The sequence below is a fragment of the Paenibacillus sp. GP183 genome (assembly GCF_900104695.1).
In the GTDB taxonomy this organism is placed as follows: Bacteria; Bacillota; Bacilli; order Paenibacillales; family NBRC-103111; genus Paenibacillus_AI.
Genome location: NZ_FNSW01000001.1, coordinates 5,164,734 through 5,176,803, shown reverse-complemented (window position 1 = coordinate 5,176,803; position 12,070 = coordinate 5,164,734). Strand labels below are relative to the sequence as shown.

The window sequence follows — 12,070 nt, the reverse complement described above, 5'->3', positions numbered from 1 at the left end:
ATTTTTCATGCTGTTCCTTATTTCTTGGCCTGTAAGGTCCGGTCATATCCTGCTTTATAGACGCCAACGATCTTATCGGAACCTATCTTTTTCAGTTCATCCACGTACTTGCTCCATTCGGCCAAATCCCTTTCACCTGTAATGAATTTTGCTAGGTTTTGGTCGCGGGTCTTTTGAAGTGTCTGGCCAGTTGTCGATATGACCTCCAGTTCTTGCTGCGTAAAAGCTGGTCTAGGCTGCTGAACGCTATCATACTTCGGAGCTATCTTGTAAGCTTCCTGCAATTCAGGTGAAGAAAGGGACAAGTGAACGTCATAGTCCAACCAAATATACGTACCGTCTGTCGAAAATCCGGTTTTCTTACGGAAATCGGAGACATCCGCATACCCGCCTATAAGCTGCTTTTTGCCATTATCGTTTTTGTAAGTTACTCCTTCTATCCCCCAGCTGACAAAATTCTTTCCTTGTTCGGAGTAGAAGAAATCAAGGAAATGCATAATGTCCTTAATTTGCTTGGAAGTGGAAGTTACCATGAAGCCGGCTTCAACAAACTGCGTAAAAGCGTTCTTTTGCGGTCCACCGGACCAACCAGCTGGAGCTGGCATATAAAGAAGATTAAACCCAGGATCCTGCTTACGCATAGGCAAATTGAAGAAATCAACCCGGCTGATATAATCCACTGTCACAAATGAACGATTGGTCGACATCAAATCTTGCCATTGCTTCGTGTCTATCGTCATAAAGTCGGGTGGTATCAATCCTTCTTTATAAAATTTATTCAGAAACGCGATCATCGTTTTGAAGTTATCTTCAGTTGGGCCATAGCGCCATTCTTTTTTGTCAAAATCGAAATAGACGTCGTTTGCGCTATTGTCGCTGCTGGTTCCAAATCCAGGGGCCAAGTTACGCAGATAGGACAAACCGTTTCGAAATGACAGCGGGTAGGTATCTGGGTAAACTTGCTTTAGCTTCTTCAACGCGCTGTAAAGCTCATCCCATGTGCTTGGTGCGGCTATTCCGTTTTTCTTGAAGATATCTTCGCGGTACATCCAGTTCATACGGTTTGTTTCACCGATTCCCTGGTTGGGTAAAAGATACATTTTGCCGTCTGATGCCATCGCATTTTGTGTTTCGGTGGGGTACTTCTCCATCCATTTTTTAAAGTTAGGCATCTCATTGACATAATCCATTACGTTGACGAGCGCGCCTTGCTGGCCGAATTTGTCAGCTGTTTTCTTGTTATGCGTGTACAACAAATCGGGCATATTCCCGGATGCCACAGTCAAATTCAATGCGGTATCCAGTTGGTCCTCCGCCGAACCGGGAGGGACTTGAATATTTAACGTAACTCCGGTCTTTTCCTTGATGTAGTTCCAAACCGGCCATTCTTTATTCATAGGCCAGCTCGGGTGGGAATAGTCCAGGAAAGTAAAAGTTAGCGGCTTGGGCGCAGCAGTCTGCCCCGCTGACGGAGCAGTGGCTGAAGGCCCTCCGGCGGGGCTGCTTTGTGTACAACCTGTAAGTGCAGTTAAGACGAGGGTTCCGGGTAGTAACCATGTAATCGCTTTTTTCATACCGAGCATGCTCCCTTTTAATTCTATTTTGGTTGTTATTTTAACCCTTGACTGATCCGATTAAGGCTCCTTTAACAAAATATTTCTGTAGAAAAGGATAAATCAAAAGAATGGGAATGGTTGAAACCATAATTGTAGCGTATTTTAACGGTTCATCTAACACTTGATCGTCTCCGACATTGGAAGCTCCGTTGTTGATCATCTGCGATCCCATTACAATATTGCGGAGCACAACCTGCATCGGATAAAGGGATTCAGTTCGCAAGTAAAGCAGCGCCGAATAAAAATTGTTCCATATCCCAACCGCATAAAATAAACCTATTGTCGCTAAAGCAGCTGTGGAGAGCGGAAGCGCGATTCTGATGAAAATACCGATGTTGGTCAAACCGTCCAGCTTACCGGATTCCTCTAATTCTTTGGGGATTGCTGAGAAAAAAGTGCGCATGATGATCAAATTCCATGTGCTCACTGCTGTAGGTATGACCATCGCCCAGATCGTATCGACAAGCCCCAAGCTTTTTACGATCAGGAAAGTTGGAATCATTCCGCCGTTAAAAAACATGGTAAACACGATCAGTAAAGTAAACGGTTTGTTGAACAACATGTCTTTTTTGGAAAGTGCGAAAGCCCCAGCCGCTGTGATGATCAATGATATCGGTGTCCCTATTAAGAGATAAAGTATCGTGTTGGAATAGGCCGACCAAATCCTCGGGTCCTTAAAGACCACATTATATGCCCGGAAGTTCAATCCCATCGGCATTAAAGTAATTTGATTTTTCAATACGTACACATCACTGCTCAAGGATACGGATAACATATATACGAAGGGGTAGACCGTCACAGCTGCCATACCAAGAAGGAGCAAGATGATGACTAAACTGGAAAAAGTAAATTTTCTTTTCATGTAGCTCCCCCCTACCAAAGACTCGTCTCACTGACCTTGCGGCTAAAATAATTGGCAGAATAGATGAAAATCAAACTGACAACACCCGTAAACAGATCGACTGCGGTTCCGAAGCTGTAATTCCCTAAAGTCAACCCCATTCGGTACACAAAAGTGCTGAATATGTCGGCTGTATCATAAATCGCCGGATTCATCAACAGATATACCTTCTCAAAGCCGATTTCAATAACATGACCGACATTTAAAAGCAGCAGAATAATCATTGCCGGAGCAATACCGGGTAGGGTCACGTTCCACAGCTGCTTCCAACGGCTGGCTCCATCGATTTCCGCTGCTTCGTACAGCAGGGGATCGATACCGGTTAAAGCAGCCAAATATATAATCGACTCCCAGCCCATATGCTGCCAAATATCGGAAAGAACATAAATCGGCCTGAACCATTGGGGCAAAACCATAAAGTTAATCGGCTCAATCCCAAACATTTTGAAGAAATGAGCCGCCAAGCCTAGCGAGGGAGAGAGAAACATGATGATCATTCCGGCTACGACGACATTGGAAATAAAATGCGGTAAATAACTGACCGTCTGCACGAACTTTTTGAATAAAACATTCTTCACTTCGTTCATCAAGAGCGCCAATATAATAGGTGCCGGAAAACCGAATACTAATTTGGCGAGCCCGAGCATAAACGTATTACTGATTAATTTGATGAAATCCGGACTTTCAATAAACATCCAATAATATTTGAGACCCACCCAATTGCTAGCCCAAACCCCCTTAAACAAGTTGTAATCTTTAAACGAAATTACGAGTCCAAACATAGGTAAATATTTAAACAATACATAATAGACCAGACATGGAAGGAATAAAATCAAAAGGTCTTTGCTCTGTCTAAACTTTTTAAAAAACGCGCTTTTTCCAGTTCTGGGCATAGCCAACGTCAGTTCAGTGCCTTGTTCGTTTTTTTGGACTTGGTCCATACGCGGCTCCCCTTTCGTCGACCTCCAATTTGTAGGAATCCTTATCCGTAAACAGGATACAGGCAGGGTGTTCACGTAAAACCGAGGATGGACATGACGTAGAAATCGGTTCGTTTAACGTTTTCCTCACCGCATGCCGTTTGGAGATGCCAGGCACCATGCAAAACAGCAGCCTCCCAGACATTAATGCAGGAATCGTCAAAGTGATGGCATGCGTTGGAACGTCATCCAAGGTTGGAAAACAGCCATCGTTGACCTGCTGCAAGCGGCACGCTCTATCCAGCTCCACCGGTTTGACCCAAGCCTTGTCTTGAAAATCGGCGACCGGTGGGTCGTTAAAGGCAATATGCCCGTTTTCACCTATACCGAGACATACGATATCAATCGGCTTCTCTCTTAACAATCCGGTATAACGTACGCATTCTGCTTCAATTTCATTGGTACTGTCAATGAAATGCACCTTTCCGAACGTTACTTTGTCAAATAGATGTTGGCGCAAATACGCACCAAACGATTGAGAGGCATCCGCCGGAAGTCCGATATATTCGTCCATATGCAAGGCGGTGATTTTGGACCAATCGATTCCAGCCGTTTGAACAAGTGCTTCCAGAAACTCATTCTGCGAAGGAGCCGCCGCAAAAACCATCCGAAGCTCTCCTTTTTGCGCGAGCATTTCCTTAATCTTTATGGCCACCTGTTCAGCAGCAGCATTCCCAAGCGATGGGCGGTCAGCATAGACCTTTATGTTCAATTGGTCGACAGTGGCAGTGTGGATGGGATTTTTCATAAGCGCCAATGAATTTCATTCTCCTTATGATTCGAATAACGATTGCGATTTATAAGAGTACAGTTCTTCCCGACGTACGGCTCTCGTTGGCCGCTTCAAGAAAACGTATGACTTCCAGCGTTTCCGCTATATCGATGTTGGGCTTACCGCTTATAAACATCTCCATGACTTGCTCGAGAAGTCCAGCATAATAAGGCTTATTATAGGCGTTGTTATCGACGAATGACGTTCCTTTCTCGCGATGAACTAAACCGCCGAAGCTTTTATTTCCTTTGCGGTTACCTCGTATCGTTCCCACCCGTCCATCCGACCAAACACCGATAGCGAGGTCATAATCCTCATTGGTGGTTACCGTAACTTTAACGCAACCGGTTCCAAGCGTACGATACAGCATTTCCGCAGTATGGATACCATACCAGTAAAACCCGGGCTGCGTAGGTTGGATCTCTAATGGGCCGTAAAAATCCGCACCGATAATTTTTCCAAGCTCTTGATCCCCCAAAGTATGGGTTAACGCTTCAGCGTATCTTAGAGCTGAGCAGCTCATTAACGGAAATTGATGCGTTTGGGCAAGCTCGGCCATGCGCTGGGCATCAGCGGAGTTAACAGCAAAAGGCTTGTCGACGAAAACCGGACGCCCAATCGGCGCGATACGTTCCAACTGCTCCAAATGAACACGTCCATCCACAGATAAAAGTAAAACCACGTCGCTCTGCTCGGCAACCGCTTCGGGCGAGTCGACCAGTTGTACGCCATAATCTTGGGTCAGTTCATCACGAAAGCGCGGCATTCTGGATATGCTCATTTCAAAATCATGTGATCCTCCGGGATATGCGACGCATACCTTTCCGCCAGGAACATGAAACTCTTGCTCAGGATCGTTTAACAGCTTGGTAAACGCCGGCACATGCGACGTATCAAGACCAATCATGCCAATGGTCAATTGTTTCATCACCTCATACATCCTCTCCCGCTTACAAAAATACTTCTTTTCCGGTTCTGGCCGATTCATAAATAGCCAGAACCAACTCCACTGATTTTCTCGCCTCTTCACCGTTAACGAGTGGTTCCCTATTTTCCTTTACGGCTTGAATCATATCGTTCACAAATATGTAATGCCCGTCAGAGTCCATATTCTCCGATTTCACTGACCCCATTGTGGCAAGCGAGCCTACCTGTGGGGCTTCTTCGTCGGAATCGATGAATTTCCATTGCTGAATGCCGCTGTCACTTATCACAACGGTGCCATTCTCTCCATGCAGCTCAAACCGAGTTTCCTGATTAGGATATACGGATGTCGTACCTTGAATAACACCGAAAGCTCCGTTTTTATATTTTAAGACAGCTACTGCTGTGTCCTCTACTTCGATATCCCGAATTAATGGGGCCGAATAAGCGAATACCGAAGCGACCCCGCCCATCAGGTATTGAATAACGTCTACTCCGTGCACTCCCTGATTCATCAAAGCACCTCCCCCGTCCCATTCCCAAGTACCTCTCCATCCGGCACTTTTGTAATATTCCGGGCTGCGGTAGTACTTGAGGTATGCGTCACCGAGCACCAATTTACCGAGCTTGCCTTCACTTATGACCTTTTGAACCGCAAGCGCAGCAGGCATTGTCCTGCGTTGAAATACACAGCCAAGCTTTACATGATATTGACGCGCCGCTTCTATCATCTTCGTCATCTTCTCGGAAGTGATCTCCAATGGCTTTTCGCAAAGAATATGTTTTCCCGCTTTAGCCGCTGCAATCGTCACCTCGCCATGCAAACCGCTTGGTACACAAACAGATACCACATCGATATCGTCCCTTTGCAGCATTTCCTCATAGTTGGAATATACAGCCGGAATATGATAATCCTTGCTTAACTTATTTGCTTTTTCGACCTCGACGTCGGATACTGCCACCAGTTCCGCTTCAGCGTGGTGGGCTATCGCTCTTGCATGATAAACCGAAATAACTCCAGCTCCTACAATGGCAAATCGTATTTTATTTGACATATCAATCACCTCGTTAAATGTTTTAAATGACAACCTCTGTCCCCAATTCGTGTGAACGATAGATTCCTTCAATTACCGAGTTGACGGTTTTGGCATACTCGCCTGAGCATTCAAGCGGTCGAACTCCATCGATTGCGTCCAGCAAATCCAACAGCTGCAGTATATAAGGACCCGAAGTTTCCTGAATCGGAACTTCCTTATAGCTTCCCTTTTCGCTGATCCAAAGCCCTCTTCCCGTTTCCAGTAGGAGCATTCCTTTCGTGAAAATCAAGTGAGTCTCATGTCGAGGAACACCCTCATATCCGGATTGGACGATGGTGGCAGGAATTCCGCTTTCCGTTACCAAATAAACAGAGCCGCTTCCTTCAATATCCCCCCGATTGCCATGATGGGATAGGTGCGCACTTACTTTACGTACACGGCAATCCAGCAGCCATTGTATTTTATCAACGGAGTGGGCGCCGAGATTGGTTAATATACCGCCGCCGGCCTGACTTTTGTGGAAAAACCATTCGGGTCTCGTATCAACAAAATAATTTTGGTGACGTGCGTCATTAATCATTACAAGCTCACCCATGTCGCCCTGCCGGATCAGTTCTTTCGCTTTCCGGTTCTCTTTGAAATAATGCTGGGTTAGCCCTACCATAAGTTGAATATGGTTGCGTTGTGCCGAGAGGATCATTTCTTCACATTCCTCGACATCGAGAGCCATCGGTTTCTCCATAAGAATGTGGCATTTCATGTTAGCGCAATAAATGGACACTTCCTTGTGCAAAAAATGCGGCAAGGCCACGATGGCTATATCTACTTTTTCTTTGTCCAGCATGACCTTATAATCGGTATAAGCCTTGACTCCATAGCGATTGGCAACCTCCTGTGCCCTTTCCTTCCTAACGTCGGCAACTGCTACGGTTATCAACCGGTCTATTTGTGCAATCGCTTCGATATGTTGGCCGACGATCGTTCCTGCGCCAATGATGGCAACCCGGAGCATCTCGTATCCCCCCTTTATTGTTGTTTTGACTGATTACAAATTTGTATTGGGCAGCTATGATGTTAAACCGATTGTATGCGACATGGCTTCTTTTGAAAATCATCTATATTCCTTTATATTCATCGAATTATGGAAACCTGTAAAACAATGAAGCTTTCAATAAACCGTGAAGATAATTTTAGAAAAAAAAGAGGAACAAACGGTATGGCACATTGGCATTAAGCTCCTCATGTCCTCGTTTATATCCTTATTTTGTAACTAATTATGATCTTGTTTTCGAAACTCACTGGGAGTTATGCCCGAGAACTTTTTGAACATTCGATTAAAGGAGTTCATATTTTGATACCCGGAGCGTTTGGCTACCTCCTGAATTTTGCGGTTGGAATGAAGTAGCATTTCCTGTGCCTTGGTGATCCGAACCTCATTAAGATAATCAATAAAGTTAGTGCCTGTCTTATCTTTAAAATAAGTAGATAAATAACCGCCTGTAATATTTAATTTCTCGGCCATTAAGTCCAAAGATATGTCTTGGGCGTAATTTTCCTTTAAAAATTCTACAACAAAATGAGTAATATAATCGCGCTCTTCCTTCTTATCTCTAATCATACTTGCCGAATTAGTCAAAAATCCCTCTAAAAACCCGGAGATTTGCTGGAATGTACAACAATTAAGGATTTGCTCCTGAACCGGAACCAGGATATTCATCTTTTGATAATCTACCTGCATAGCGGTCATGGTATTGGTGGTTTTGTTGATGATTTCCTTAGCGAACTTGTGATATTGGACGAGTACCGCTTCCCTCTTCATTAGTTGGGCCAGTCCACGCTGCACGATCTTTACAGCTTCCGTTACATTCCCTGCTTGCAGGTTGACATAAAATTCATGCTCCTGTTGAGGAGATAGCATCAATGGATTATTTTCAGTCGCCTGAATGCTATCTGCTTGTGAGCTATCGATAATTTGCGTATCGTCACCGAGACGGCGCAGTTTAATCAAGTTTAAAGCCTCTTCATACGCTTTGGTCAATTCGGATGAATGTGCGTAGATTGAACTGACCGCGATTGTGACAAAACCTTCTTGGTGATTGGCAAATACCCGCTCCATCCTGTCCAAAATGATCTTAACCGGCACTTTTTCCGTTTCATCCGTAAAGAAAAAAGTCAGAATTTGTTTCTCTTCAATTTGGAAGGTAAGCGTCTCCGAAGAATGCTCAGTAAATTGTAAATCAATGAATTCTTTAATGTAATAAAACCAATTTTGTTCCGTATCCATAAGGTCGTTATGACGGTTTTTATAAGTTAATTCAAATAGGATAAACACAAAAGGCTTGTTGATGAAATTCAATTGTACATTGTTGCGGATTTTCTTCAAGCTGCTGATGTAGGTGTAAGTTTTCAGCAAGGAGTTTTTGTGGCTTAAATCCTCATGGATGTCTTGATTGATTTCTAATATTTGGTTTATTTGCCTGCCAATCAAATTGAATTCGTTTATACGGCTTTGCACAGGGACGAAGCCCTTCAATTGCTGAATTGAATCAAGAAGTTTTCTAACCGGAATATGAAAGCTTTTGCTTAATAGGAACGAAGTAATGATACTAATCACAACGGACAGGACGAATAGAGACACCAAGGATACATTTAAACTGACTTGTGATGACACATACTCATCGGGCACAACGTTTACATAGGTTAGACCGGATACAGACCCCCTTTTATAGAAGTAGTAATACTTATCCTTTTTTAAATAGTTTACGGATTCATCTAATCGAGGTAAACTGCTAATCCCTAAGTCACTGGAGGAGGAAAACAAACGGTTTCCCTGGTCGTCCAAAATAAAAAAGTTATTATTGATAGAAAGATGATGTGCATGAAAAATTTTATTGACATCCAGAAAAGCAGCCATGTAAAAATCATGGTACCAATTGTTTTTTACAATTAGCGGAAAAAAGATGCCAACTGTGTTGGAATCATTGAAAAACGGTTTTTCGTAAAAGGATGTCGCGGGATAAATCTGGAAATTCGATTTGTTGGTAAATTGATTTTGCCAGAATGACAACGGAAAGTCCTCATTGAAATAAAACTTGGAGAAAAATATTCGGTCCATGCTAATCGTGCTTTTATCGAATACAAGCGAGGTGTTTTTATTGTAAAGAATGACATTATTGAGATACAAAAGCGGATTTAGTGTCAACTGCTTAATGTCCTGCATAACTTTGGAAGAGATCTCAAAATTGTACTGACTTTGATTGAGATAGAGCGATTGGACGTTTTCGTTGTAATAAAAATTAAGCAGCTGATTTTTAATCAACTCGAATTCTTTTTCATAGTTCTCTGTGGTGTTTTTCAGATTCAAGTTATTATAATTGATGACTTCGTTACGGAGATGATTTTGCGAGAAACCGATCGAAAAGTAATTGAAAGACACTAACATGATGATCACGATCAAAAAGCTCGCAAACAACCGAATAAATAACGAGTTGGTTTTGTCTTTAAGCTTTAGGATTGGCTTCATAGACGGAACGCACTCCTTCTATTCGTATTCGTTCCTCAATCGGCCTGATCTCAAACTTATGTTATATTAATTATCATATATATCATTCATTTAAACAAATTCATTAAATACTTTTTTATGTTAATTATAATATCACATATATAACATTACTAAAACGAATATTTTATGTGTTTTTATTAGATTAGTCTATGAAATATAATCGCATAAGATAACCTTACTAAACCGCTACTTCGCCTTCGACCCCGTCCGAAGAACGGCGGGCATCCTTCAGATGAACATGACAAATATGCTCCTTAATAAGATGGTAGCCGTCCGGATACGGGATCTCTCCATCAGGGTCCCACAAATCGTTCCCGATCGTACAGAGCCCGAATATTTGACGATTTCAAAGTTCAAAATAGCAGACGTTTTACCAGTGTTGGTTGCATACACACTCGGGTCGAATTCCAGTACTAGAATGACTCCAGCTGACTCGAGAAGAGGAGCTAGCTTACCTAGCTGATTCGTGATTTCGGGCATCCTAAATGTACCTTTTGCCCAAAATGATCCCCATGACCCCCCCCCTGTACTTCTTATTGATACAAAAACGAAGGCAGGTTCAAGAAATATAGATTTTCCTGAGGAAATAATTGATGGACTTACAAAACATAAACAAAGAATTGATTTAGAGAAAAGTACAAATGCAGACATATATAAAGACTATGATCTTGTTGTTTGTTCTGAATACGGAACACCCACAGATTCAAGTAACATTCGTAGAGTTTTAAATATCATTATTAAAAATTCAAATGTTCCAAAAATCAGGTTTCACGATTTGCGTCACACACACGCTACTATGCTTTTAAAAGAAAACATTAGTCCTAAAATTGTTTCAGAAAGGTTAGGACATGCCGATGTAAGGATAACCTTAGACACTTACAGTCATGTCTTACCAAGTATGCAAAAAGAAACAGCTCAATTAGTCGGCAAATTATTGTTTTAACTACTCTCAATTTTAAAGGATGATGCGTATAGAATGAAAAATCACTTTAGTTTAATAAAGGTTGCCAAAATGTTGCCAAGTACGTCGAGAGTTCATGTTGAGAGTGTGGGGAAGAACCTTCATACAAAGCAAAAAAGCCTTGCTAGGCAAGACTTTTCGCTGTTGTTAGAATGTATGACCTGTACTGGGCTCGAACCAGTGACCCCTACCCTGTCAAGATAGTGTATATTATTTTCCTCTACAAATTACCTCTTCGCCTTATAAAACTCATGGTAAAGCTTCATCAGCGCCCGCTTCTCAATCCGTGACACATACGAGCGGCTAATCCCCAGCTCCTTCGCTATCTCCCGCTGCGTGCGTTCCTCTCCGCCAAGCTCCAAGCCAAACCTACCCATCACAACTTCCTTTTCCCGGTCATCCAATATATCTAAATTCTTGTATATCTTCGATTTCTCAATCTTTAACTGTACCTTATCTATAACATCGTCAGCTTCTGTTCCAAGGATGTCGATCAGTGTAATCTCGTTGCCCTCTTTATCCGTACCAATGGGATCATGCAGCGATACGTCTTTTCGCGTTTTCTTCAGCGAGCGCAGATGCATCAGGATCTCGTTCTCGATACATCGCGCTGCAAACGTAGCCAATTTGGTGCCCTTATTCGGCGAGAACGACTCGATCGCTTTGATCAGCCCGATGGTCCCGATCGAGATCAAATCCTCCAGATCTTCTCCGGTATTGTCGAATTTTTTGACATTGTGAACACAAACCGATGTAAATATGTTTTGGTGCCGTGATGGGCCACCTTTGTAACTTAACCCATAAGTTTGTCGACCCATGTTGTCACTTAACCCATAAGTTTGCCGCTTTGGCATGCTTATGCTTCCAAATTACCGCGGCAAACATATGCTTCCAAAATGAAAAAGTCCTTGGCCTTCAAAGACTTTTTCTCTACAGCCACTGAATGCTTACCTCATTGAACAAACGTTCTCCGTTAGCGTTCAGTGTTTTTTCCCGAATGAGTACGTAAAGGAACACGATTCATATCGGTATGGATCACCACAAAATGATGGAATGATAACATTTACCAAATCATCTTGTTCTTTCTCTGTTATTAAACCAGCTTGTACAAATCGTCGTCCTTCATCGTTTCCTAATGCGAATTTAATTAAGATTGGCATTTCCTCGTCGCTTCTATTTTTCATTAAATAATCGCTTGTTTGAATTACAACTTTCACATCGATTAAATCCTGACTAATGAATTAAGAATAAAGTTTCTCCCCATAGTACGATCGGTACCATTTATACGTGAATATTCTATATGTGCAATTAGTAATT

Annotated in this window: 10 protein-coding genes; 1 reads left to right on the top strand and 9 read right to left on the bottom strand. The window is 42.6% G+C overall.

What is annotated here, in order from left to right; all coding sequences use genetic code 11:
* Positions 1–17 precede the first annotated feature (17 nt).
* The 8 genes from BLV33_RS25585 to BLV33_RS25550 form a co-directional block, all read right to left on the bottom strand.
* Positions 18–1,574: an extracellular solute-binding protein gene (locus tag BLV33_RS25585; protein WP_090798206.1), complete on the bottom strand. Its 1,557-nt coding sequence runs from the start codon at positions 1,572–1,574 to the stop codon at positions 18–20.
* 40 nt (positions 1,575–1,614) lie between these two features.
* Entirely contained in the window at positions 1,615–2,478 is an 864-nt protein-coding gene (locus BLV33_RS25580) for a carbohydrate ABC transporter permease (protein ID WP_090798204.1), read from the bottom strand.
* An 11-nt stretch (positions 2,479–2,489) separates the two neighbouring features.
* Entirely contained in the window at positions 2,490–3,410 is a 921-nt protein-coding gene (locus BLV33_RS25575) for an ABC transporter permease (protein WP_090799221.1), read from the bottom strand.
* Positions 3,411–3,423: 13 nt separating this feature from the next.
* Positions 3,424–4,245 (bottom strand): glucosamine-6-phosphate deaminase, encoded by an 822-nt coding sequence (locus BLV33_RS25570; RefSeq protein WP_090799219.1) that lies wholly within the window; start codon positions 4,243–4,245, stop codon positions 3,424–3,426.
* 49 nt (positions 4,246–4,294) lie between these two features.
* Entirely contained in the window at positions 4,295–5,197 is a 903-nt protein-coding gene (locus BLV33_RS25565; protein ID WP_090798202.1) for a Gfo/Idh/MocA family protein, read from the bottom strand.
* Between the two features lie 22 nt (positions 5,198–5,219).
* On the bottom strand, positions 5,220–6,248 hold the full coding sequence (locus BLV33_RS25560; RefSeq protein WP_090799217.1) for a Gfo/Idh/MocA family protein: 1,029 nt from the start codon (positions 6,246–6,248) through the stop codon (positions 5,220–5,222).
* A 22-nt stretch (positions 6,249–6,270) separates the two neighbouring features.
* Positions 6,271–7,242, bottom strand: a complete 972-nt coding sequence (locus tag BLV33_RS25555; protein WP_090798200.1) for a Gfo/Idh/MocA family protein — start codon at positions 7,240–7,242, stop codon at positions 6,271–6,273.
* Between the two features lie 258 nt (positions 7,243–7,500).
* Positions 7,501–9,753, bottom strand: a complete 2,253-nt coding sequence (locus BLV33_RS25550; RefSeq protein ID WP_090798198.1) for a helix-turn-helix domain-containing protein — start codon at positions 9,751–9,753, stop codon at positions 7,501–7,503.
* Positions 9,754–10,258: 505 nt separating this feature from the next.
* Here BLV33_RS25550 and BLV33_RS25540 point away from each other — a divergent pair.
* Positions 10,259–10,735, top strand: a complete 477-nt coding sequence (locus tag BLV33_RS25540; protein WP_090798194.1) for a site-specific integrase — start codon at positions 10,259–10,261, stop codon at positions 10,733–10,735.
* A 245-nt stretch (positions 10,736–10,980) separates the two neighbouring features.
* Here BLV33_RS25540 and sigK read toward each other — a convergent pair whose 3' ends face one another.
* Positions 10,981–11,607, bottom strand: coding sequence for an RNA polymerase sporulation sigma factor SigK (gene sigK, locus BLV33_RS25535; RefSeq protein WP_253187173.1), 627 nt, complete (start codon positions 11,605–11,607; stop codon positions 10,981–10,983).
* Positions 11,608–12,070 lie beyond the last annotated feature (463 nt).

Excerpts from the sequence above, each read along its gene's own strand:
- BLV33_RS25575 (WP_090799221.1), bottom strand. The coding sequence starts at position 3,410 with ATGCCCAGAACTGGAAAAAGCGCGTTTTTTAAAAAGTTTAGACAGAGC.
- sigK (WP_253187173.1), bottom strand. The coding sequence starts at position 11,607 with ATGCCAAAGCGGCAAACTTATGGGTTAAGTGACAACATGGGTCGACAA.
- BLV33_RS25565 (WP_090798202.1), bottom strand. The coding sequence starts at position 5,197 with ATGAAACAATTGACCATTGGCATGATTGGTCTTGATACGTCGCATGTG.
- BLV33_RS25585 (WP_090798206.1), bottom strand. The coding sequence starts at position 1,574 with ATGAAAAAAGCGATTACATGGTTACTACCCGGAACCCTCGTCTTAACT.
- BLV33_RS25560 (WP_090799217.1), bottom strand. The coding sequence starts at position 6,248 with ATGTCAAATAAAATACGATTTGCCATTGTAGGAGCTGGAGTTATTTCG.
- BLV33_RS25580 (WP_090798204.1), bottom strand. The coding sequence starts at position 2,478 with ATGAAAAGAAAATTTACTTTTTCCAGTTTAGTCATCATCTTGCTCCTT.
- BLV33_RS25555 (WP_090798200.1), bottom strand. The coding sequence starts at position 7,242 with ATGCTCCGGGTTGCCATCATTGGCGCAGGAACGATCGTCGGCCAACAT.
- BLV33_RS25570 (WP_090799219.1), bottom strand. The coding sequence starts at position 4,245 with ATGAAAAATCCCATCCACACTGCCACTGTCGACCAATTGAACATAAAG.
- BLV33_RS25550 (WP_090798198.1), bottom strand. The coding sequence starts at position 9,753 with ATGAAGCCAATCCTAAAGCTTAAAGACAAAACCAACTCGTTATTTATT.